The sequence below is a fragment of the Micromonospora sp. R311 genome (genome assembly GCF_056780015.1).
This window is the reverse complement of record NZ_JBSWCE010000052.1, coordinates 1-22,592: the sequence shown is the minus strand read 5'-3', so window position 1 is coordinate 22,592 and position 22,592 is coordinate 1. Positions and strand designations below refer to the sequence as shown.

Sequence of the window (22,592 nt, the reverse complement as noted above, 5' to 3'; positions counted from 1 at the left end):
CTCGGTACGCGCGGAATGCGCGTTTCGCCGGGGGGGCAGGGACCGCTTCGGGCGCGGCCGTCGTCGAGAGAGCCAGCGACGGCCGCGCCCGGAGTGCCGGGGGGCGGCGGGACGGGACGGTCAGCGGGTGGCGGCGAGCCGGGCCCGGCGGGCGTCGCGCTTCTCCTCGAACCGGGCGGCGGCGCGCTCCAGGTCGTCGAGCTGGCGGGCGAGCTGCTCGCGGGCGGCCTCGCCGTCGGCGTCCAGGCCGGTGGTGTTCCAGACGTCCCACTGCCGCAGCACCGGCAGCAGCACCTCGTCGCGGTGCTGGCGCAGGTCGTAGATGCCGGCGAGGGCGATCGCCACCGACTTGCGGGCGAAGCCCTCGATCCCGACGCCGGGCATCTGGAAGTCGGCCACCACGTCCGCGACCGCCCGCATCGCCTGGCTGGGCGCCAGCTCGAAGGCGGCGGCCAGCAGGTTGCGGTAGAAGACCATGTGCAGGTTCTCGTCGGCGGCGACCCGGGCCAGCAGCGCCTCGCAGGCCGGGTCGCCGGTGACCCGGCCGGTGTTGCGGTGCGAGATCCGGGTGGCCAGCTCCTGGAACGACACGTACGCCAGCGAGTGCAGCACCTCGTCGTCGTGCACGTTGACGTAACCCGCCGACATGTGCGTCATCCGGGCCCGCTCCAGCGCGACCGGGTCGACCGCCCGGGTCACCGTCAGGTAGTCCCGGATGGCCGTGCCGTGCCGCCCCTCCTCGGCCGTCCACCGGTGCACCCAGGTGCCCCAGGCGCCGTCGCGCCCGAAAAGGGTGGCGATCTCGTGGTGGTACGAGGGCAGGTTGTCCTCGGTGAGCAGGTTGACGATCAGCGCCGTCCGGGCCACCTCGGGGACGCTCGAGTCGGCCTCGGACCACGGCTGGCCGCCCAGCGGGCCGTCGAAGGTGCGTCCCTCGCTCCACGGCACGTACTCGTGCGGGAACCACTCCTTCGCCATCGAGAGGTGCCGGTCGAGGTTGCGCTCGACCACCGGCTCCAGCTCGACGAGCAGGGCGGTCTGGCTCAGTGCGGTCACAAGGATCTCCCTACGGTGGCGTAACTTACGCTACCGTAGGTCCCCGCGGCCGGACGCGCCAGTGGTGTCTCAGCCGACCAGCGGTTTCAGGTCCGCCGGAGGTGGCGTCCAGGTGCCCGCAGCGGCGGGCGCCTGCTCGCCGGAGCGGATGTCCTTCACCTCGTCGGCCGCCCCGTCGGCACCGGGGAACCAGACGTACGGGATGCCGCGCCGCTCGGCGTAGCGGATCTGCTTGCCGAACTTCGCCGCGCTCGGCGACACCTCGGTCGGGACGCCCCGGGACCGCAGCGCCTCGGCCACCCGGTTGCTGACCCCGCGCTGCTCCTCGCTGGTCACCGCGACCAGCACGCAGGTCGGCACGTCCCGCGACACCGACAGCGCGCCCGCGCCGAAGAGCAGGCCGAGCAGCCGGGTCACCCCGATCGAGATGCCCACCCCGGGGAACCGGACCGCGCCGGCGCTGGCCAGGTTGTCGTACCGGCCGCCGGAGCAGATCGAGCCGAACCGCTCGTAGCCGACCAGCTGCGTCTCGTAGACCGTGCCGGTGTAGTAGTCCAGGCCGCGGGCGATCCGCAGGTCGGCCACGCAGAGGCCGGGGGCGTGCTCGGCGGCGGTCTCCACCACCCGGACCAGCTCCTCGATCCCCTCGTCGAGCAGCGGGTCGGTGACCCCGAGGGCGCGCACCGCGTCGGCGAAGGAGGCGTCCGGCGCGGAGATCTCGGCCAGCGCCAGGACCGCCTTGGCCTGCGCCTCGCTCGCCCCGGCCGTCTCGGCCAGCAGCTCGGCGACCCGGTTCGGGCCGATCTTGTCGAGCTTGTCCACCGCGCGCAGCGCCGCCTCCGGGTCGGTGAGGCCGATCCCTCGGTAGAAGCCCTCGCACACCTTGCGGTTGTTGACCTGGATCTTCACCGGCGGGATCGGCAGCGAGCGCAGCGCGTCGCCGACGACCAGCGGCATCTCCGCCTCGTGGTGCGCCGCGAGGTTGTCCCGGTCGACGATGTCGATGTCGGCCTGGAGGAACTCCCGGTAGCGCCCCTCCTGCGGCCGCTCGCCCCGCCACACCTTCTGGATCTGGTAGCGGCGGAACGGGAACTGCAGCTTGCCGGCGTTCTCCAGCACGTACCGGGCGAACGGCACGGTCAGGTCGAAGTGCAACCCGAGCGAGTCGTCGCCGGCCGGGCCGTCGGCCTCGGCCTGCAACCGGCGGATCAGGTAGACCTCCTTGGAGGTCTCCCCCTTGCGCAGCAACTGGTCCAGCGGCTCCACCGCGCGGGTCTCCAGCGGGGCGAACCCGTACAGCTCGAAGGTGCCGCGGATCCGGTCCAGCACGTACTGCTCGATCATCCGCTGCGGCGGCGTCCACTCCGGGAAGCCGGAGATGGGCGTGGGCTTACTCATGCGTACTCCTTGGCGGTCCGCGCGGGGCGCGGTCAGGTCGTGGGCCCGCGTGACGCGGGCGGGGGTCACCAGCCTCGGCTGGGAGCAGCCGGTCGCGCGCCGTCGCCGTCCGCCACCTCGAGGAGGTACGGGTTGGTCGCGCGCTCGCGGCCGATGGTGGTCGTGGGGCCGTGGCCGGGCAGCACGACGGTGTCGTCGGCCAGCGGGAGGATCTTGCTCCGCAGGCTGGCGAGCATCGCCGGCAGGTCGCCGCCCGGCAGGTCGGTGCGGCCGATCGAGCCGGCGAACAGCACGTCCCCGGAGAGGCAGAGCTGCTCCGCCTCCCACGGCGAGCCGGCGCCCGGCAACCGGAACAGCACCGACCCGCCGGTATGGCCCGGGGCGTGGTCGACGGTGATCTCCAGCCCGGCGAGGTTCAGGGTGAGCCCGTCGGTCAGCTCCGCGACGTCCTCCGGCTCGCTGTAGGGCAGCCGCCCGCCGAAGAGCGCGGTGAGGTCGGCCGACAGCCCCTTGGCCGGGTCGGCGAGCATCTCCCGGTCGTCCGGGTGCAGGTACGCGGTGATGCCGCGCGCACCGCACACCGGCGCCACCGAGAAGGTGTGGTCGAGGTGGCCGTGGGTGAGCAGCACGGCGGCCGGGTGCAGGCGGTGCTCGGCCAGCAGCGCGTCGAGCCGGTCGAGCACCCCGATCCCGGGGTCGACCACCACGCACTGTTCCCCGGGCGCGGTGGCGACCACGTAGCAGTTGGTGCCGAAGGCGTCCGCGGGAAAGCCGGCCACGAGCACGGGCGCTCCCCTTCCGTCGAGCTGTACATCCCTTGTCAGCAGCCTAACCGGCGACGCGACCCGGTTCTGCGCATCCGTCCCGCCGGCCCCGTACGGCACAGTGACGCGCTCCGATAAGCGCAGCCCGGACCTCGTACACCACTTTCCCAGTCGGTAGCCGTACACTCTGGCGGGCGTGTGGCGCGGCGCACGTACCGCCCGACGGGGCGCGGGCCGCCCGATCGCCGGTGACGACCAGGGCAGAGGAAGGGGAGCACGGGTGGCTTCCAGCAGGGACCGGCAGCGCAAACTGGCGCGGGCCAAGCTCGACCGTCAGTTGGCCCGGCGGGCCGCGCGGGTCCGGCGCCGCCGGCAGATCCAGGCCGGGGTGGGCGCCGCCGTCGTCCTCCTGCTGATCGTGGCCGGCTCGGCCTGGGCGTTGGGCGCGTTCGACGACGACGGGAAGCAGAACACCGCCGCCGAGGAGGTCTGCCTCTGGACCCCGCAGGACGCCACGGCCAACACCAACCTCAAGGACGTGGGCACCCCGGCCACCACCGGCCTGCCCACCTCCGGCGTCCGGGCGATGACCGTCACCACCAACCAGGGCGCGCCGATCACGGCCGAGCTCGACCTCGCCACCGCGCCGTGTGCCGCGGCCAGCATCGCCCACCTGGCGGGCCGGTCGTTCTACGACAACACCACGTGCCACGAGATCACCGCCGAGGGCGCGCTGCGCTGTGGCGACCCCAGCGGCACCGGTCTGGGCGGGCCGACCTACTCGTTCTACGACGAGAACGTGCCGACCGTTCCGTCGGCCTCCCCGTCGGCCAGCCCGGCGCCGGGCCAGCCCCCGGCGTACCCGAAGGGCACGGTCGCGATGATCGCCAACCCGCCGGGCGCCAACGGCAGCCAGTTCCTGATCTTCTTCAAGGACTACCAGACCACCGACCCGAAGTTCCCGATCATCGGCCGGATCACCGGCGGGATCGACGTGGTGGAGAAGATCGGCGCCCTGGAGACCGTGGACAATGGGAGCGGAGCCAAGGTCAAGCCGAAGACCGACGTGGTGATCCAGAGCCTCACCGTCGGCGAGCCGGTGGCGCAGGCCACCTCGGCGCCGACGGCGACGCCCTCGGCGACCGGCGCTCCGTCGGCCAGCCCGAGCGCCGGCTGACCCGGCCCCACCCACTTGAGCGGCACCGGCCGCGCCCGACATAGTCCAGGAGGATCCAGCCGTGACGTCCACCAGAGAGCGGCAGCGCGCGGCGGCCCGCGCCCGGCTCGAGAAGGAGATGGCCGAGCGCGCGGCGAAGGCCCGCAAGCGCCGGCAGACGCAGGCGATCGTGGGGGCCGCGGCAGCCCTGCTGCTCGTGGTCGCCGGGACGGTCTGGCTCGCCGCCAGCCTGGGTGACGACGACAAGACCGACACCGCGGCGCCGGAGGCCGGCTTCGCGCAGTGCGCCTTCACGGAGGTCCCGGCCGACCAGCGGACCAAGCAGATCAAGGACGTCGGGCTGCCGGCGGCGCAGCAGTCGAACACCGGCGTGCAGACCATGACGATCGACACCAACCTGGGTCCGATCACCGCCAAGGTCGACCGGGCCGCGGTGCCCTGCACGGCGGGCAGCTTCACCCACCTGGCCGAGAAGAACTTCTTCGACAACACCAAGTGCCACCGGCTGGTGACCGAGGGCATCAAGGTGCTCCAGTGCGGTGACCCGAGCGCGACCGGCAAGGGCTGGCGGGAGACCGACGGCACCGGCGGCCCGAGCTACCGGCTCGCCGAGGAGAACCTGCCCACCGACAAGCGTCCCCCGTACCCGGAGGGCGTGATCGCGATGGCCAACTCCGGCCAGCCGGGCAGCACGGGCAGCCAGTTCTTCATCGTCTACGGCGACTCGCCGCTGGACCCGAACTACACCGTCCTCGGCACCATCACCGGCGGCATGGACATCGTCAAGCAGGTCGCGGCGGCCGGCGACGACAAGGCGTTCGCCCAGCAGGCCGGCGGTGGTCACCCGAAGAAGGAGATCACCATCAAGAAGCTCGCCATGAGCGCCCCCCAGGGCTGACCCCGCCCTCCCGCACGAAGAAGCGCCCGCCGGCTCCCGCCGGCGGGCGCTTCCGTCTCCTCGTCCCTCCCCCGCCCCGCCCCACCGCACAGTTGATATGAGGTTGGCGGCGATGTCGATCTCCACCACTGCCGCCAACCTCATGATCAACGCGGGTGACGGGGTGGGGCGCTGGTCGGTGGGGGGTGGGGTCAGGCGCCGGAGGTTACGCGGTAGGCGTCGAAGACGCCGTCGACCTTGCGGACCGCGGCCAGCAGGTGCCCGAGGTGCTTCGGGTCGGCCATCTCGAAGCTGAACCGGCTCACCGCGACCCGGTCCCGGGTGGTGGTGACGGTGGCGGAGAGGATGTTGACCCGCTCGTCGGAGAGCACCCGGGTGACGTCGGCGAGCAGCTTGTGCCGGTCCAGCGCCTCGACCTGGATGGCGACCAGGAACGTCGAGGCGGAGGTCAGCTTCCAGCTCACCTCGACCACCCGCTCGCTCTGCGCCCGCAGGTCCTCCGCGTTGGCGCAGTCGTCGCGGTGCACGCTCACCCCGCCGGAGCGGGTGACGAAGCCGAAGACCGAGTCCGGCGGGACCGGGGTGCAGCACCGCGCCAGCTTGATCCAGACGTCGCTCACACCGCGGACCACCACGCCCGGGTCGGCGCTGCTCTGCCGGCTGCGCGGCGGCCGGGTGGCGACCGCGGTCTCGGCGATGTCCTCCGCCGCGCCCTCCTCGCCGCCGTACGCGGCCATCAGCTTCTGCACCACCGACTGGGCGGAGACCTGGCTGTCGCCGACCGCGGCGTAGAGCGAGGCGACGTCGGCGAGGTGCAGGTCCCGGGCGATCGACATCAGCGCGTCCGGGGTGAGCATCCGCTGCAACGGCATGCCCTGCTTGCGCATCGCCTTGACGATCGCGTCCTTGCCGGCCTCGATCGCCTCCTCGCGCCGCTCCTTGTTGAAGTACTGGCGGATCTTCGTCCGCGCCCGGGGGCTCTTGACGAAGCCCAGCCAGTCCTGCGTCGGGCCGGCGGTGTCGGACTTCGAGGTGAAGATCTCGATCACGTCGCCGTTGGAGAGCGTCGACTCCAGCGGCACCAGCTTGCCGTTGACCCGCGCCCCGATGCACTTGTGCCCCACCTCGGTGTGCACCGCGTACGCGAAGTCCACCGGCGTCGACCCGGTCGGCAGCGGGATGACGTCACCCTTCGGGGTGAAGACGTACACCTCCTGGCTGGACAGGTCGAAGCGCAGCGCGTCGAGGAACTCGCTCGGGTCGGCCGCCTCCCGCTGCCAGTCCAGCAGCTGGCGCAGCCAGGTCATCTCGTCGATGTGCGCCGGCGGGCCGACGATCTGGGTGCCCTTGTGCTCCTTGTACTTCCAGTGCGCGGCGATGCCGAACTCGGCGGTGCGGTGCATCGCGTACGTGCGGATCTGCATCTCCACCGGCTTGCCGGTGGGCCCGATGACCGTCGTGTGCAGCGACTGGTACATGTTGAACTTGGGCATCGCGATGTAGTCCTTGAACCGGCCCGGCACCGGCTGCCAGTTCGCGTGGATCACGCCCAACGCCGCGTAGCAGTCCCGCACCGTATCGACCAGGATCCGCACCCCGACCAGGTCGTAGATGTCGTTGAAGTCGCGCCCCCGCACGATCATCTTCTGGTAGATCGAGTAGAGGTGCTTCGGCCGGCCGGTGGTCTCCGCCTTGATCTTGGCGGCCTTGAGGTCGGTCTGCACCTTCTGGGTGACCTGGCGCAGCAGCGCCTCGCGCTGCGGCTGGTGCTCCCCGATCAGGCGGTTGATCTCCTCGTACCGCTTGGGGAAGAGCGTGCCGAAGGCGAGATCCTCCAGCTCCCACTTGATCGTGTTCATACCCAGCCGGTGGGCCAGCGGGGCGAGGATCTCCAGCGTCTCCTTGGCCTTCTGCTCCTGCTTGGGGCGGGGCAGGAAGGTCAGGGTGCGCATGTTGTGCAGCCGGTCGGCCAGCTTGATCACCAGGACCCGCGGGTCCTTGGCCATCGCCACGACCATCTTGCGGATCGTCTCGGCCTTGGCCGCGTCGCCCAGCTTGACCTTGTCGAGCTTGGTGACGCCGTCGACCAACAGCGCGACCTCGCCGCCGAAGTCGGCCCGCATCTGGTCGAGGGTGTACGCGGTGTCCTCGATGGTGTCGTGCAGCAGCGCCGCGACCAGCGTGGTGGTGTCCATCCCGAGGTTGGCCAGGATGGTCGCCACCGCGAGGGGGTGGGTGATGTACGGGTCGCCCGACTTGCGGTACTGCCCGGAGTGCCACCGCGCCGCGGTGTCGAAGGCGCGCTGCAGCAGCCGCGCGTCGGCCTTCGGGTGGTTCTCCCGGTGGGTGGAGATCAGCGGCTCCAGCACCTCGCTGACCTGCGAGGTCTGCCAGGGCGCGTTGAACCGGGCCAACCGGGCCCGCACCCGGCGGCCGGTGGGCGCGTTGGAGAGCGCGAACCCGGCACTCGGCAGGGGCTCGCCGGCGTCGGTCGGGAACGGGACCACGACCGCGTCCGCCCCCGACCGGGCGCTCTCGGTCCGGGCCGCGCCGGAGCGTACGCCCTCGGCCGGGCCGGAGCCGTTGCCAGAGCCCGTCACCCGGGCCGCAGCGTCACCGTTCCGGTCGGTCACCGAGCCGTCCGCGTCGCCTGTCGGGTGCACCGTGCCCTCCACCGGAGGGACGACATCGTGGGACACCGGCCTCCTCACCGCTCGCCGGATGGACACCGACCGTGCGCCGGCCGGCCTGGTCTCGCGCCGCCCGGACGGTCACCGCCCGGTCAGCAAAGGGCAATGCTACCCGCACGCACGGTGCCCCGCCGCTCCGCCGGACGGACCGCGCCGGGTCCGTCCGACGGCTGGCCGGCTCAAACGGTCAGCAGGGCATGGACCGGACGCGGGGCGAGCCGCTCCCGGCCGCCGAGGAAGCCCAGCTCCAGCAGCACGGTGAACCCGGCCACCGTGCCCCCGGCCCGCTCCACCAGGTCCAGGGTCGCCTGCGCGGTGCCGCCGGTGGCCAGCACGTCGTCGACCACCAGCACCCGGTGCCCGGCGGTGAACGCGTCCTGGTGCACCTCGAGGGTGGCCTCGCCGTACTCCAGCGCGTAGGAGGCCGAGTGGACGGCCCGGGGCAACTTCCCGGCCTTGCGGACCGGCACCACGCCGACCCCGGTCGCGTACGCGATGGCGGCGGCGAGCACGAACCCGCGCGCCTCCATGCCGACCACCGCGTCGAACGCGTCACGCCCGTGGTACGCGATGATCCCGTCGATCACCTCGCGGAACGCCGCGCCGTCGGCGAACAGCGGCATCAGGTCCTTGAACACGACGCCGGGCTTGGGGAAGTCCGGCACGTCCAGCACCCGGCTGGCGACCAGCCGGGCGGTCTCCGGACCGCTGTCCCCCCGTACCCCGGTGCTGTGGGTCTCCGTCACGGCAGTTCTGTGTCCCTTCCACGACGACGGCGTCCTTCATGCTGCTCGCACAGCATGAAGGACGCCGTCTGGTCGTCTCCTACCGGGTGTCCCCGGCGCGGTCAGCGCCGCTTGCCACCCGGTCGGTTGCCGCCGCCACCGGCCGGCCGGCCGCCTCGGGCGCCGGCGGACCGCTTGCCGGTCGGCCGGGCGCCCACCTTGGGCGCGGCGCCGGCCAGCGCCGCCGCCTCCGGGTCGACCTCCGCGGGGGCCTCCGCCCCCGTCCGCGGCGCGCCCTTCGGGGCGACCTCGCCCCGCTCGATGGCGGCCCGGCGGGCCAGCACCCGCTTGGTGTGCGCCTGGATCCGCGGGTCGTAGTTCTTCAGCACCACCAGCAGCGGGGTGGCCAGCAGGATCGAGGTCAGGAAGGCCACCGCCATACCGACGAACAGCACCAGGCCGAGGTCCTTCAGGGTGCCCGCGCCGAGCAGGCCGGCACCGATGAAGAGCAGACCACCGACCGGCAGCAGCGCGACCACCGAGGTGTTCAGCGACCGCATCAGGCTCTGGTTGATCGCCAGGTTGGCCGCCTCGCCGTACGTCTGGTTGTTGCTGGCGGTGATGCCCCGGGTGTTCTCCTGGACCTTGTCGAACACCACCACCACGTCGTAGAGCGCGAAGCCCAGGATGGTGAGGAACCCGATGATCGTCGACGGGGTGACCTCGAAGCCGACCAGCGAGTAGATGCCGGCGGTGAGGATCAGGTTCATCACCAGCGAGGCGACCGCCGCCACCGCCATCCGCCACTCGAAGCGCAGGATCAGGTAGACCATCACCACCGCGATGAAGATCAACAGACCGAGCAGCGCCCGCTCGGTGACCTGGCTGCCCCACGCCTCGCTGACCTGGTTGCCGCTGATCTGGGTCGGGTCGATACCGAACTCGCGGGCGATCTCGGTCTTGACCTCGTTGGCCTGCTCGGCGCTCAGCTGGCTGGTGCGCATCTCGTAGAAGTCGCCACCGGTGCCGCCGACCTTCTGCGCGGTGACCACCTCGGCGCCGTCGCCCACCGTGGCGAGCGCCTCGTCGACCTGCTCCTCGGCCCGTTCCAGCGTGCCCACGCTGGCCGGGATCTGGAACGAGTTGCCGCCGGCGAACTCGATGCCGAGGCTGAAGCCGCGCAGCGCGACGCTGAGCACGGCGATCAGGATCAGCGTGCCGGCGACCGTGAACCACAGCTTCCGCCGGCCGATGATGTTGAGCCCGGCCTCACCGCGGTAGAGGCGGCTCGCGAGACCACTTCCAGCCATCTCAGGCCTCCTTGACGCGCGGGTTGCGGGGCTTGGCCTGCTCGGTGCTCCGGGCGGGGAGCGCCCGGCCGAGACCACTGACCCGCGGGGACAGGAACGCCCTGGTCCGGGCGAACATGGTCATGATCGGGTGCCGGAAGAGGAAGACCACGACCAGGTCCAGCACGGTGGCCAGGCCGAGGGCGAACGCGAAGCCCTTCACCGTGCCGACCGAGACGATGTAGAGCACCACCGCCGACATCAGCGTGATCGCGTTCGCCGAGATGATCGTCCGCCGGGCCCGGATCCAGGCCCGCGGCACCGCGCTGCGCGGGCTGCGCCCCTCCCGGATCTCGTCCTTGAGCCGCTCGAAGTAGATGACGAACGAGTCCGCCGCCACACCGAGCGAGACGATCATGCCGGCGATGCCGGCGAGGGTGAGGGTGAAGCCGATCTGCCGGCCGAGCACCACCAGCGCGCCGAAGACCAGCAGCGCCGAGAGGATCAGGCTCAGGAAGATCACCGAGCCGAGCAGCCGGTAGTAGAAGAACGAGTAGATGATGACCAGCAGCATGCCGATGCCCGCCGCGAGCAGGCCGGCCCGCAGGTGGCTGGCGCCCAGGGTGGCGGTGACGTTCTGCTGCTCCTGCGCCTCGAAGGTCACCGGCAGCGCGCCGTAGCGCAGCTGGCCGGCCAGCTCGCTGGCGTCCTTCTGGTTGAAGTTGCCGGTGATCTGCGAGTTGCCGGTCAGCACGCCCTGGATCTCCGGCGAGGAGACGATCTCGTTGTCCAGCACCACGGCGACCCGGCACTTGCCGTCCTGGCCCAGCGCGGTCGCGTTGCAGGCCTGACCCTCGTTGTTGAACGCCTCGCGGGTCAGGTTGGTCCACTTCTTCTGGCCCTCGCCGGTGAAGTCGAGGCTGACCACCCAGGCGCTGGTCTGGTCGAGCACCGCGTTGGCGTCGCTGACGTCGGTGCCGAGCACCTTCGCCCCGTCGAGCAGGTACTTCACGGCGCCGTCCTCACAGGCCACGACCTGCTGGTTCGGGTCGGAGATCGACGCCGGTGGCCGGTCGTCGAGCTGGGCGCAGCTGATCGTCGGCACGTTGAACTGCATCTGCGCCGGCAGCACCGCGACCTCGCGCGGGCTGAGCGAACCGAACGGCTTGAGCTTGTCGGCCAGCGACGGGTCGGCGGTCAGGTCGGCCGGGCCCTGCAGGCCGCTGGCGGCGGCCCAGGCGGCGGCGCCGACCTTCTGCTCGACGGCCTTGCGCTGCTCCTCGACGCTCTGCGACACCGGCGGGGCGCTCTCGGTCGGCGACGGGGTCGCGGCACCCGGCGAGGCGGACGCCGACGGGGTCGGCGTGGCGCTCGGCGCCGGGGCGGAGCCGCCCTGGCCACCGGCGCTCGGCGAGGTGGTCGCCTTGGGCGCGCTGGCCGACGGCGTCGGCGTGGCGCTGCCGGACGGCGCCGGGCTGGCGCTGCCCGACGGCGTCGGGGTGGCCGCCGGGGCGGCGACCGCGCCGCTGCCGTCGGCGGCGTTGAGCACCTTACGGAAGCGCAGCTCGGCCGCGCTGCCAACCTCGGTCAGGTCCCGGTTCTCACCGGGCAGGGAGATCACGATGTTCCGGTTGCCCTCGGTGACCACCTCGGCCTCGGCCACGCCGAACGCGTTGACCCGGCTCTCGATGATCTGTCGGGCCTCCTCCAGGTTCTCCGCCGTCGGAGCCCGGCCGTCGACGGTGTTGGTCGCCTCCAGCGTCAGCCGGGTGCCGCCGACCAGGTCCAGGCCGAGCCGGGGCTCGAGCCGGTCCTTCCAGCCGCCGCTGGCGCCGCCCGAGAAGAACACCAGAAGGTAGAGGACGACGAAGATGAGCCCGAGCACGGCCAACTGCCGTCCGGGGCGCATCTGTCCCTGAGGTGGTGCCACGGCTGTCCTGTCTCCCTGTGCGGTCGCGCCGCCGTGCTGCGGCGGCGGGTGTCGGGCCGGGATTCCGGCCGACGGGCCTGAGGGGGTGGCACCGGGCCGGCACGGCGCCGCGGCGGCCGGCGGCGCCGACCGGTCGCGGGTACGTGCCGAAGCCCGGCGTCGACCCGACTATCCAGTTTTCACGTCACGTCCGCCGCCGCGCCGACGGGCGCGCGACGGCCCCACCCCGGACGGGGCGGAGGGATCACTCCTTGACGGCGTCCGCTTCCTCGGCGGCCTCCTCGGCCGGGCGCTCCGCCTGGGTGACCACCCGGGCGATCGCCGGACGGGCGTACCGGGTCTGCACGCCGGGGGCGACCTCCAGCAGGACGGTGTCGTCGTCCACGCCGGTGACCGTGCCGTAGAGCCCGCCGATGGTGACCACCTCGTCGCCCGGGGCGAGGGCACGCTGCATCGCCTCCGCCTCGCGGCGGCGCTTCTGCTGAGGGCGGATCATCATGAAGTACATGACGCCGAAGAGCAGGACGATCATCAGGATCGGCGTGAGACCGCCGGCACCTCCGCCGCCCGATGCTGCATAAAGCACGGTTACAGACCTTCCCATTGGCCTCCGGTTCGGCACGAGGGGCGCCGGAGCGGAGGCGGATTCTCACGTCCTGTACAGACCGCGGCGAGTCTAATCCCTGCACCTGGGAACGCCGAATGCGGCACAGATCACGTTCGCATCACGGCTGATCAGGCTGCACCGAGAACAGATCGGGCGCGGGAGGGGCATCGGTGCCAAATGTACCATTCGGCGGAGTGCGACCCAGATGGCGCCAGGCAGCCTCGGTGGCCACCCGCCCGCGCGGCGTACGGGCCAGCAGACCCGCCCGCACCAGGAACGGCTCGCAGACCTCCTCCACGGTGTCCGGCTGCTCCCCCACCGCCACCGCGAGGGTGGAGAGCCCGACCGGCCCGCCCCGGAACGAGTCGACCAGCGCGGTCAGCACCGCACGGTCGAGCCGGTCCAGCCCGAGCGCGTCCACGTCGTACACCGTCAGGGCCGCCCGGGCGTTCTCCAGGGTGACCACGCCGTCGGCCCGGACCTCGGCGAAGTCCCGGACCCGGCGCAGCAGCCGGTTGGCGATCCGGGGGGTGCCCCGGGAGCGGCCGGCGATCTCGGCGGCGCCGTCGTCGGTGATCGGCACGCCGAGGATCCGCGCCGAGCGGTGCAGCAGCGTCTCCAGGTCGGCCGGGGAGTAGAAGTCCAGGTGGGCGACGAAGCCGAACCGGTCCCGCATCGGCCCGGTCAGCAGGCCGGACCGGGTGGTCGCACCGACCAGCGTGAACGGCTCGACGTCCAGCGGGATGGCGGTGGCGCCGGGGCCCTTGCCGACCACCACGTCGACCCGGAAGTCCTCCATGGCGCTGTAGAGCAGCTCCTCGGCCGGCTTGGCGATCCGGTGGATCTCGTCGATGAAGAGCACGTCGCCCTCGGCGAGACTGGTCAGGATGGCGGCCAGGTCGCCGGAGCGCTCGATCGCCGGGCCGCTGGTCACCCGGATGCCGGCGCCCAGCTCGGCGGCGACGATATTGGCCAACGTCGTCTTACCGAGGCCAGGCGGCCCGGACAGGAGGATGTGGTCCGGCGGGGAGCCGCGCCGCATGGCGCCCTGCAGCAGCAGGTCGAGCTGGTCACGGACCCGGTGCTGGGCGATGAACTCCGCCAGCCGCTTCGGCCGGACGCTGGCCTCCGCGTCCCGTTCCGCGTCGTTGACGTACGCCGAGACCAGGCCGTCGCCGGTCATCGGGTCCGACCCAGCAGCCGGATGGCCTGCTTCAGCAGCACGGGCACGGGCGGGGTCTCCCCGTCGACGGTCTCCGCCACCGCGGCCACCGCCTGGTCGGCCTGGGCGGCCGTCCAGCCGAGCCCGACCAGCGCCTGGCGGACCTGGTCGGGCCAGGCGCCGCCGGTGACCCCGGCCGCGCCGTCGGCGCCGACCGGCACCGGGCCGATCCGGTCCCGCAGCTCCAGCACCAGCCGCTCGGCGCCCTTCTTGCCGATGCCCGGCACCCGGGTGAGCGCGGCGGTGTCGGCGTTGGCGATGGCCTTGCGGACCGCGTCCGGGGTGTGCACGGCGAGCACCGCCTGGGCCAGCCGGGGACCCACCCCGCTGGCGGTCTGCAACAGCTCGAAGAGTTGCTTGGCGTCGTCGTCGGCGAAGCCGTAGAGGGTGAGCGAGTCCTCCCGGACGACCAGGCTGGTGGCCAGCCGGGCCGGCTGGCCGATCCGCAGCTCGGCGAGGGTGGCCGGGGCGCACTGCACCGCCAGGCCGACTCCGCCGACCTCGATCACCGCCTGGTCCGGACCGGTCGCGGTCACCACGCCGCGCACGCTGGCGATCATCTCGCTCCTGCTTCCTACTAGTGGCTCGTTGTTGAGCGGTTCGGATGTTTCGCTCTCCGCCCGAGGTTGGTCGGGCTGGAGTCCTGGACCGGCAGTCTGGTCCGGTGGCGATCGGTCCTGTCCTGCAGGATCTGCTTCACCCTGTGGTGTGGGGTGTGCAGGGCGATGTCGGGGTCGCCGGCTCGTTGCAGGATGTTGATCGCGGCGTTCACGTCGGCCTGCCACACCACCCGGCACGAGGTGCAGTGAAGCCGATCCCCGCCGCGTCGGCCGAGCCGGCCGCAGCGGTGACAGGCTTGTGAGGTGTAGGCGGCGTTGACGTGAACGAGCGCAGAACCTCTGCGCTCCGACACGTTCGCTAGCGCCTCGGCGGTGACCCCCTTGGTCCACGCGGCGAGGCGCCGGTTGACGTTGCTATCCAGCGTCTTGCGCCCGGCGAATGTCTTGGTCAGGTCTTCGGCGACCACGGTGGCGGCCTTGTCGACCACCCGGTGCACGGCGGTGAAGATCTCCGTGCGGACCTGCGCCCGGTGGCGGGCGGCCCGCCGGTTCCGCTTCACGGAGCCCAGGTTGTTGACCGTGATCCGGTGTGCCTTTGCGTGGTCACCTCGCTGCGCGGCGTTGTTGGCTATCGAGCGCAGCTTCGCGCGCCGGCGGTTACGCTCCTTCACCCGGTCCGACTCCGCGGCCAGCAGCTTGCCGAGGCGGACGCCGTGCTGCTCGCCGTCGGAGTCGGTCAGGGCTTCGGTGTAACCCTTGTCGACACCGATCATCCGGTCGCCACACGGCCGCTGTGACGACCGCAGCTGCGACGCGTCGATCTGGTAGTGCACCTCGACCCGCCCGCCGCGCAGGATCAACCGCAACGTGCCCGTCGGAGCGACCGTCGTCGGCAGCGGAATCCTGACCATCCTTCGGCGTTCCAGACCAGGGACCGCCAGCCACAGCCGGCCGCGCCCATCAGCGACCGTGTGGTGCTGGTCGGCGCGCACCACGATCTGATCATGGGTGCGGTTCTTGCCGCGCTTCCAGTGCTTGCGCATCTGCCGAGCCAGGAACGGATCGCCCGCCCACCGGTCGCTCTTCAACGCGGTGAGCATCCGCTTGCGCTCGGCCGGATCGTCCGTACGCCGCACGATCGCCCGCCGCACATCAACTTTGGCGGCCGCCATGTTCGCCGTCATGTCAGCCATGGCGTCGCGGACAGTCTCCTTCCACGCATTCGCCAGCACACCGAACCGCTGATGCGTGCCATCAACCAGCCAACAGTCCCGCACCTGCCGATCTCTTAACCCGGACCCGACCCCGTTGATCGAGCCGTAGCGCTGCCACACCTCGCTACGCACCCGACCAAGCCGGCGGGCCTGCTCCAACAGGGCGGCGTACTTACCCGGATTCACACGGGTTGAGCAGGCTATCCGGGTGACCTTCACTGCTTACCACCTATCGCCAGGTCGCCCCTTATAGGTTCCCTGTCGTAGGGCCGCAGCCCGTCCCGGCGACCCGAAGAGCCGCGCAAAATCGCCAAAAGATTTTCACCGACTCCCGCCGCGGCGACAACGATTCCAAATCGACAACGATCATCTCGAAGGCCGCCGTGAGCCGCCGGGTACCTCAGGATGTCGCGACCGGATCTGGCAGTCTGGTTCGCCGCCATTGGCTTGGCGACCTCTCGCAAGTCGATCGCGCCGGAAGAGAGGGGTCCCACTACCTGGCCCTCCCTCCTCGTCGTACCCGGTCGGCCGCGGCGGCCAGCTTGGAGCGCGTCCCGCCCCGCCACACGTGGCAGATGGCCAGGGCGAGGGCGTCCGCGGCGTCGGCCGGCCGGGGCGGCTCGGGCAACCGCAGCAGCCGGGTGACCATGGCGGTCATCTGCGCCTTGTCCGCCTGACCGGAACCGGTCACCGCCGCCTTCACCTCGCTGGGGGTGTAGGTCTGCACCGGCAGCCCGGCGCGCGCCCCGGCCAGCACGGCGATCCCGCTGGCCTGGGCGGTGCCCATCACGGTGCGCACGTTGTGCTGGCTGAACACCCGCTCCACGGCGACGCTGTCCGGCCGGTGCTCGGCGACCAGGTCGGTGAGCGAGCGGTCCAGGTGCAGCAGGCGCAGCGGCAGCTCGTCGGCCGGGTCGGTGTAGACGACGTAGTAGGCGACCAGGGTGCAGGGCCGCCCCGGCACCCCCTCCACCACGCCGACCCCGCACCGGGTCAGCCCCGGGTCGACGCCGAGCACCCGCACGCCGCCTCCTCCCCAGCCGTCAGCAGTACGTGTGTTCGACACCCTACTGGTGCCCCCGGACGGCCGCCGGTCGGGACACGCCGGGACGAGATCCGACCGGCGCGCCGCCGGACCGTGCGACCCGCGCCGGGCCCCGTCGACCGGGTGGCCCGCCCCGGCGCCTGGGGCCGGACGGACGTGCCCGCTCGGCCGCCGGACGCCCGGCGGCTCACCGCCGCGCCGGGTCGATCTCGATCGACGCGGCGACCGCCGATCCGCCGGCCCGGAACCGGCTCGGCCCGCCGGGGCGGGATCCGCCCGGCGTCGACGGTCGAGGCCCCGCCCACACACTCTGCCGGTCGAGTATGTGTCGCCACCCCATGTGCGCCCGGCCACACAGCTCGTAACTTCTTGCGCCATGACGGCAGAACCCGTGGCGGTCCCCCACGTCGTGAACGTCGACCTCTCCGGTCGCAGCGCCCTGGTGACCGGGGGCGGCAGTGGCATCGGACGGGCCTGCGCCCTGCGCCTGGCCGCGGCCGGCGCGGCGGTGCTGGTGGTGGATCGCAACGTCGAGGCGGCCAAGGCGGTGGCGGCCGAGGCCGGCGGCCGGGCCGAGGGACTCGACCTGGCCGACGCCGGGGCGGTGGACCGGCTCGACGCGGACGTGGACATCGTGGTGAACAACGCCGGGTTGCAGCACGTGGCCCCGGTGGCGGAGTTCCCCACGGACCGGTTCACGTACCTGCACCGGGTGATGGTGGAGGCGCCGTTCCTGCTCATCCGCCGGGCGCTGCCGCACATGTACGCGCAGGGCTGGGGGCGGATCGTCAACATCTCCTCCGTGCACGGGCTGCGCGCCTCGCCGTACAAGGCGGCGTACGTGTCGGCCAAGCACGCGCTGGAGGGGCTGTCGAAGGTGGTCGCGCTGGAGGGGGCGGCGCACGGCGTCACCGCCAACTGCATCAACCCCGCCTACGTCCGGACGGCGCTGGTGGAGAGCCAGATCGCCGACCAGGCGGCCAGCCACGGCATCCCGGAGTCCGAGGTGATCGAGAAGATCATGCTCGCCCGGGCCGCGATCAAGCGCCTGATCGAACCCGAGGAGGTGGCGGAGCTGATGGCGTACCTCTGCTCGCCGCCGGCGGGGTTCATCACCGGCGCGTCGATCGCGCTCGACGGGGGCTGGACGGCGAACTAGTGGCGAGCCGCACAATGTCGGTCATGTCGTCACCGGTGGAGTACCTGGAACTGCTCGCGCGGGAAGCGGCCGCGGTGGAGTTCGAGGGCCCGCTGGTCGCCGCCCGCGCCGCCGGCCTGCCCGCCGACCGGCTGGCCGAGCTGGAGCAGGCCAAGACGGTGGCGCTGCGGGTCCGCGCGCTGCTGGAGCGCCGGCGCCGCCGGGAGACCGAGCTCTCCGGGTTGTACGACACGGTCAGCGACCTGGCCGGGCTGCGCGACCTGGACGACGTGCTGCGGGCCATCGTGCACCGGGCGCGCAACCTGCTCGGCGCGGACGTCGCCTACATGACCCTCGACGACGAGGAGCGCGGCGACACCTACATGCGGGTCACCGACGGTTCGGTCTCGGCCCGGTTCCAGCGGCTGCGGCTGCCGATGGGCGCCGGCCTCGGCGGCCTGGTGGCCCAGTCCGGCGCCCCGTACGTCACCGCCAACTACGCCGAGGACGAGCGCTTCCACCACACCGGGGAGATCGACGCCGGGGTTGGCGAGGAGGGCCTGGTGGCCATCCTCGGGGTGCCGCTGCGGCTCGGCTCGACCTCGATCGGCGTGCTCTACGCCGCGAACCGCTCGGCCCGCCCGTTCGCCCGCGAGGAGGTGGCGCTGCTGGTCTCGCTGGCCGCGCACGCCGCGGTGGCGATCGACACCGCGCGGCTGCTCGCCGAGACCCGGTCGGCGCTGGAGGAGCTGTCGGCGGCCAACACCACCATCCGGGCGCACAGCAGCTCGGTGGAGCGGGCCGCCGCCGCGCACGACCGGATGACCGCGCTGGTGCTGCGCGGCGGCGGGGTGGAGGACGTCGCGGCGGCGGTGACCGAGGTGCTCGGCGGGGCGCTGCTGGCGCTGGACGCCGAGGGCCGGCTGCTGGCCCGGGTCGGCGAGATCGAGGAGCCGGACCGGGCGGACATGGTGGAGGCGATCGCCGCGTCGCGTACCGAGGGGCGCAGCGTGCGCCGCGGCACGCTCTGGTACGCCGCCGTGGTGGCCGGCGCGGAGAACCTGGGCGCGCTGGTGCTGCGCCCGGACGACGACCTGGTCGACGCCGACCAGCGGATCCTGGAGCGGGCCGCGCTGGTGACCGCGCTGCTGCTGCTGTTCCGGCGGACGGTCGCCGAGGCGGAGGGGCGGGTCCGCGGTGAGCTGCTGGACGACCTGATCGCCCGGCCGTTGCGGGACACCGACGCGCTGCGCAGCCGGGCGCGCCGGCTCGGGGTGGACCTGGACGCCCCGCACGTGCTGGTGGCGGTCGGCGACGACGCGATCGCGGCGACCGGGTCGGCCCGGCAGCGGGTGCTCTCCTGGGCCACCACGTACGCCTCCACCCGGGGCGGGCTGGCCGCGGCGCGCGACGGCCGGGTGGTGCTGATGCTGCCCGGCCAGGATGCCGGCGGCAGCGCCCGGGCGGTGGCCCGGGACCTGTCCCGGGTGACCGGCCGGCCGGTGACCGCCGGGGCGAGCGGGCCGTCCACCGGGCCGGCGTCGCTGGCCACCACCTTCCGGGAGGCGGACCGCTGCCTGACCGCGCTCGGCGCGCTGGGCCGGGCCGGGCAGGGGGCGAGCACCGCCGAGCTGGGCTTCGTCGGGCTGCTCCTCGGCGCGGTGGGCGACCAGGGTGACCAGGACGTCACCCGGTTCCTCGAGGTCACCGTCGGCCCGGTGGTCGACTACGACGCCCGGCGGGGCACGGCGCTGGTCAAGACGCTGGAGGCGTACTTCGGGGTGGGCGGCAGCCTGGCCCGGGCCGCCGAGCTGTTGCACGTGCACGTCAACACGGTCACCCAGCGGCTGGAGCGGGTCGGGCAGCTGCTCGGCGCGGACTGGCAGAAGCCCGAACGGGCCCTCGAGGTGCAGCTCGCGCTGCGCCTGCACCGCCTGCGTACGCCCGCCGGCTGACGGCCGGGCCGCCGGCCACCGGTGGGCCGGCCGCGGCGGACGGGGGTCAGCGGGCGGCGATGCCGTCCAGGACGCCGTCGACGATCCTTCCCGGCAGGGTCGCCTCGTCGAGGTCGGGGTGCCACCGCAGCATCCGCTGCACCAGCATCGGGCCGGTCAGCATCGCCATGGCGACCTCGATGTCGATGTCGTCGCGCAGCTCGCCGGTGTCGATCCCCCGGCGCAGCACCTCGCGCATCAGCGCCCGCCGCGGCTCGATGATGCTCTGGTAGAGCTGGTAGTTGTCCGGGCTGCGGTTCACGTGCGGCGCCAGGCAGGGCATGATCTTCGCCGCCCGGGGGTCGATGTTGTGCCCGATCGCCCCGACCAGCAGCACCAGGTCCTCGCGGACCGAGCGGCCGGGCAGCGTCGGCGGGTTGCCCTTGAGCCGGCGCAGCGCGTCGGTCAGCAGCGCGTCCTTGCCCGGCCAGCGGCGGTAGATGGTGGCCTTGCCGACGCCGGCGCGGGCCGCGATCGCCTCGATCGAGATCGTCTCCACCGAGCTGTCCTCGGCGAGCAGGTCCAGGGTGGCCTCGATGATCGCCTCGTCCGCGCGGACGCTCCGCGGTCGCCCGGGCGACCGCGGAGCATCGGCGGTGGAAGTCATGTCGGACATTGTCGCCGAACCTATGCGGTCCCGGCCAACTCGGGTTCCCCGGCGGGCGCCGTCGCGGGTGCGGCCGACCCGGCCGGGCGGCCCGGCATCCAGCGGACCACCACCAGCAGACCCGCGGCGGCCACCACCGCGGCGAGCACCGCGGCCCAGTGCATCGCGGTCACGAAGGCGTCGTTGGCCACCGCGATCAGCTGCGGCCCCGCCGGGCCGAGCTGACCCGCCGCGGCGTACGCCCCGGAGATCGACTCGCCGGCCGCCTGCTGCGCCCCGGCGGGCAGGTCCCGCAGGGCCGGCTCGACGTCGCCGCGGTAGACGGCGGAGAGCACCGAACCGAGCACCGCGACCCCCAGCGCGCCGGCCACCTGCCGGATCGTGTTGCTGACCGCCGAGCCGACCCCGGCCTTCTCCCGGGGCAGCGCCGACATGATCGACTCGGTGGCCGGCGGCATGATGTTGGCCATCCCGACGCCCTGGAGGAAGAAGAAGACCAGCACCACCCAGATCGGGGTGGTCGCGTCGATGAACGCGAACGCGCCGAGCGCCACCGCGGTGAGCGTCAGGCCGACCGCGGCGACCGCCTTGCCGCCGTACCGGTGCACCATCGCCGCGCTGCGCGGGGCGAAGAAGAGCTGGGCGCCGGCGAACGGCAGGAAGAGCAGGCCGGTCTGCAGCGGGCTGTAGCCGCGGACCAGTTGCAGGTAGAACGAGCTGAAGAACATCACGCCCATCGCGGCGAAGAAGACCAACCCGACCAGGGCCACCGGGGCGGCGAAGCGCGGCACCCGGAACAGCCGGACATCCAGCGACGGGTGGTCGCTGCGGCGCTCGTGCGCGACGAACCAGGCCAGCACCGCGACACCGCCGACGATCGAGGCCCAGACCACCGGCCGGTCGAAGCCGTGCTCGCCGCCGTCGATGATGCCGTACGACAGGGCGACCAGGCCGACCACCGAGAGCAGCACACCCAGCAGGTCGACCCGGCCCGGCTTCGGGTCCCGCGACTCCGGCACCAACAGCGCGACCAGGACCACGCCGAGCGCCACCACCGGCACGTTGATCAGGAAGACCGAGCCCCACCAGTAGTGCTCCAGCAGCGCGCCGCCGAGCACCGGGCCGATCGCCACCGCCAGGCCGACCGCGCCGGCCCAGACGCCGATCGCCCGGCCCCGCTCGCGCGGGTCGAAGACGTTGGAGATGATCGAGAGCGTCACCGGCATGATCGCCGCGCCGCCGACGCCCATCAGCGCGCGTGCCGCGATCAGCTGGGCCGGGCTCTGGGCGTACGCCGAGAGCAGCGACGCCAGTCCGAACAGCGCCAGCCCGACGAGCAGGAAGCGCTTGCGGCCGGCCCGGTCGCCGAGCACGCCGAAGGTGAAGAGCAGGCCGGCGAAGACCAGCGTGTAGGAGTTGATCGCCCATTCCAGCTCGCCCTGGCTGGCGCCGAGACCGTGCACCGGGTCGGCGAGGGTGCGGAGCGCGACGTTGAGGATGGTGTTGTCCAGGACGACGACGAGGAGGCTGATCACCAGCACCCCGAGGATCGCCCACCTCCTCGGGTGTCCGGTGTTCTCGTGCGGTTGCATCGGTAGCGGTTCTCCCCCCGGTCACCCGCGGCGCAAATACGATACGGGTAAGACTCGTAACTAGGGTCAGCGTAGGCGCCGCATTAACGATACGGAACCGGTCCGTATCTAATGTGTGCGCCGTCACGCCGCGCCCGGGGCTGTGCCCGCCGGCTGGGTGCGATGCTGCCGGCTCCGGCCATGTGTGCGCGCGAGGCTGATACCGCAGAGTCATCAATATGCCTCTCCGGTATCGCACGAGCGCAAGGGTGGTCCGCTCGGGCCGCGCCGGTTGGACGCGCCGGTGCGTACCACCACCGGATGGCGCGAGGGGCGCTTGGATACCCTCGACCGCCGCGATGCGAGGTCCACGCCATCCGGGGAGCGCGAACCGAGCGGCCCACGGCAACCCGACATACGGCACACGGGTGGACTACTTCCGCGACAACCGTCCGGCCCTGGGGTGCGTGTCCGGTCCGGGGTGTGACCGGCCGCATCCCGGTGGCGGAATCGGGGCCGGGCCGGGGGCGTTACATTATGCGGACGATCGAGTAAGAGCCCGCGCCGCCTGCTCGGGTGCGGGGCCGGGCCGCGGAATGATGGCGGGCCGCCGGTCGTTACACATGGTCGCGGCGCCGCAAGGGCACCCCCGCCCGCGAGCGTCGGATCTTTCCCCCAAGACTTTCGAGCGCCGGACGGTGCTTGCG

18 protein-coding genes are annotated in these 22,592 nt (G+C 72.5%); 4 read left to right on the top strand and 14 right to left on the bottom strand.

Going from position 1 to position 22,592, the window contains the following annotated elements:
* Positions 1–120: 120 nt before the first annotated feature.
* The 3 genes from AC1WTP_RS31060 to AC1WTP_RS31050 form a co-directional block, all read right to left on the bottom strand.
* On the bottom strand, positions 121–1,056 hold the full coding sequence (locus AC1WTP_RS31060) for an acyl-ACP desaturase (RefSeq protein ID WP_481652795.1): 936 nt from the start codon (positions 1,054–1,056) through the stop codon (positions 121–123).
* 69 nt (positions 1,057–1,125) lie between these two features.
* Positions 1,126–2,454 carry a histidine--tRNA ligase gene (gene hisS / locus AC1WTP_RS31055; protein WP_481652794.1) on the bottom strand — a complete coding sequence of 443 codons (1,329 nt, stop codon included), beginning with the start codon at positions 2,452–2,454 and terminating at the stop codon, positions 1,126–1,128.
* 65 nt (positions 2,455–2,519) lie between these two features.
* The gene (locus AC1WTP_RS31050) at positions 2,520–3,239 is read right to left on the bottom strand and encodes an MBL fold metallo-hydrolase (protein WP_481652793.1); all 720 of its coding nucleotides are present in this window, start codon (positions 3,237–3,239) and stop codon (positions 2,520–2,522) included.
* 259 nt (positions 3,240–3,498) lie between these two features.
* Between AC1WTP_RS31050 and AC1WTP_RS31045 the strand changes: the two genes are divergently transcribed.
* Both AC1WTP_RS31045 and AC1WTP_RS31040 read left to right on the top strand, forming a co-directional pair.
* Entirely contained in the window at positions 3,499–4,395 is an 897-nt protein-coding gene (locus AC1WTP_RS31045; protein ID WP_481652792.1) for a peptidylprolyl isomerase, read from the top strand.
* 61 nt (positions 4,396–4,456) lie between these two features.
* A complete protein-coding gene (locus AC1WTP_RS31040; protein WP_481652791.1) occupies positions 4,457–5,293 on the top strand; it encodes a peptidylprolyl isomerase in 837 nt (278 codons plus the stop codon).
* A gap of 191 nt (positions 5,294–5,484) precedes the next feature.
* Here the strand turns inward: AC1WTP_RS31040 and AC1WTP_RS31035 are convergent, their stop codons facing one another.
* The 9 genes from AC1WTP_RS31035 to ruvC form a co-directional block, all read right to left on the bottom strand.
* Complete coding sequence (locus AC1WTP_RS31035) at positions 5,485–7,992, bottom strand: RelA/SpoT family protein (protein ID WP_481652790.1); 2,508 nt, start codon at positions 7,990–7,992, stop codon at positions 5,485–5,487.
* A 170-nt stretch (positions 7,993–8,162) separates the two neighbouring features.
* Positions 8,163–8,729 carry an adenine phosphoribosyltransferase gene (locus tag AC1WTP_RS31030; protein WP_481652789.1) on the bottom strand — a complete coding sequence of 189 codons (567 nt, stop codon included), beginning with the start codon at positions 8,727–8,729 and terminating at the stop codon, positions 8,163–8,165.
* A 101-nt stretch (positions 8,730–8,830) separates the two neighbouring features.
* Positions 8,831–10,018: a protein translocase subunit SecF gene (gene secF / locus AC1WTP_RS31025; RefSeq protein WP_481652788.1), complete on the bottom strand. Its 1,188-nt coding sequence runs from the start codon at positions 10,016–10,018 to the stop codon at positions 8,831–8,833.
* Position 10,019: 1 nt separating this feature from the next.
* Positions 10,020–11,927 carry a protein translocase subunit SecD gene (secD, locus tag AC1WTP_RS31020; protein WP_481652787.1) on the bottom strand — a complete coding sequence of 636 codons (1,908 nt, stop codon included), beginning with the start codon at positions 11,925–11,927 and terminating at the stop codon, positions 10,020–10,022.
* 244 nt (positions 11,928–12,171) lie between these two features.
* Entirely contained in the window at positions 12,172–12,513 is a 342-nt protein-coding gene (gene yajC, locus AC1WTP_RS31015; RefSeq protein WP_481652786.1) for a preprotein translocase subunit YajC, read from the bottom strand.
* A 139-nt stretch (positions 12,514–12,652) separates the two neighbouring features.
* The gene (ruvB, locus tag AC1WTP_RS31010) at positions 12,653–13,717 is read right to left on the bottom strand and encodes a Holliday junction branch migration DNA helicase RuvB (protein WP_481652785.1); all 1,065 of its coding nucleotides are present in this window, start codon (positions 13,715–13,717) and stop codon (positions 12,653–12,655) included.
* Entirely contained in the window at positions 13,714–14,316 is a 603-nt protein-coding gene (gene ruvA / locus AC1WTP_RS31005; protein ID WP_481652784.1) for a Holliday junction branch migration protein RuvA, read from the bottom strand. Before ruvA ends, ruvB begins: the two co-directional genes overlap by 4 nt.
* Before the next feature lie 17 nt (positions 14,317–14,333).
* Positions 14,334–15,749: an RNA-guided endonuclease TnpB family protein gene (locus tag AC1WTP_RS31000; RefSeq protein ID WP_481652783.1), complete on the bottom strand. Its 1,416-nt coding sequence runs from the start codon at positions 15,747–15,749 to the stop codon at positions 14,334–14,336.
* Positions 15,750–16,023: 274 nt separating this feature from the next.
* A complete protein-coding gene (gene ruvC, locus AC1WTP_RS30995; RefSeq protein ID WP_481652782.1) occupies positions 16,024–16,554 on the bottom strand; it encodes a crossover junction endodeoxyribonuclease RuvC in 531 nt (176 codons plus the stop codon).
* A gap of 397 nt (positions 16,555–16,951) precedes the next feature.
* On the opposite strand from ruvC, the gene AC1WTP_RS30990 reads away from it, so the two are divergent.
* Positions 16,952–17,734 carry a 3-hydroxybutyrate dehydrogenase gene (locus AC1WTP_RS30990; RefSeq protein WP_481652781.1) on the top strand — a complete coding sequence of 261 codons (783 nt, stop codon included), beginning with the start codon at positions 16,952–16,954 and terminating at the stop codon, positions 17,732–17,734.
* A gap of 14 nt (positions 17,735–17,748) precedes the next feature.
* Positions 17,749–19,668 (top strand): helix-turn-helix domain-containing protein, encoded by a 1,920-nt coding sequence (locus AC1WTP_RS30985; protein WP_481652780.1) that lies wholly within the window; start codon positions 17,749–17,751, stop codon positions 19,666–19,668.
* Between the two features lie 46 nt (positions 19,669–19,714).
* On the opposite strand, the gene AC1WTP_RS30980 is transcribed toward AC1WTP_RS30985, so the two are convergent.
* Together AC1WTP_RS30980 and AC1WTP_RS30975 are read right to left on the bottom strand one after the other, a co-directional pair.
* A complete protein-coding gene (locus AC1WTP_RS30980; RefSeq protein WP_481652779.1) occupies positions 19,715–20,323 on the bottom strand; it encodes a TetR/AcrR family transcriptional regulator in 609 nt (202 codons plus the stop codon).
* Positions 20,324–20,334: 11 nt separating this feature from the next.
* On the bottom strand, positions 20,335–21,906 hold the full coding sequence (locus AC1WTP_RS30975) for an MFS transporter (protein ID WP_481652778.1): 1,572 nt from the start codon (positions 21,904–21,906) through the stop codon (positions 20,335–20,337).
* Between the last annotated feature and the right edge of the window lie 686 nt (positions 21,907–22,592).

What these genes read in the sequence shown, in the direction of transcription:
- hisS (WP_481652794.1), bottom strand. Translation starts at nt 2,454, where the DNA reads ATGAGTAAGCCCACGCCCATCTCCGGCTTCCCGGAGTGGACGCCGCCG.
- secF (WP_481652788.1), bottom strand. Translation starts at nt 10,018, where the DNA reads ATGGCTGGAAGTGGTCTCGCGAGCCGCCTCTACCGCGGTGAGGCCGGG.
- ruvB (WP_481652785.1), bottom strand. Translation starts at nt 13,717, where the DNA reads ATGACCGGCGACGGCCTGGTCTCGGCGTACGTCAACGACGCGGAACGG.
- ruvA (WP_481652784.1), bottom strand. Translation starts at nt 14,316, where the DNA reads ATGATCGCCAGCGTGCGCGGCGTGGTGACCGCGACCGGTCCGGACCAG.
- AC1WTP_RS30990 (WP_481652781.1), top strand. Translation starts at nt 16,952, where the DNA reads ATGACGGCAGAACCCGTGGCGGTCCCCCACGTCGTGAACGTCGACCTC.
- AC1WTP_RS30985 (WP_481652780.1), top strand. Translation starts at nt 17,749, where the DNA reads ATGTCGGTCATGTCGTCACCGGTGGAGTACCTGGAACTGCTCGCGCGG.
- AC1WTP_RS30980 (WP_481652779.1), bottom strand. Translation starts at nt 20,323, where the DNA reads ATGTCCGACATGACTTCCACCGCCGATGCTCCGCGGTCGCCCGGGCGA.
- AC1WTP_RS30975 (WP_481652778.1), bottom strand. Translation starts at nt 21,906, where the DNA reads ATGCAACCGCACGAGAACACCGGACACCCGAGGAGGTGGGCGATCCTC.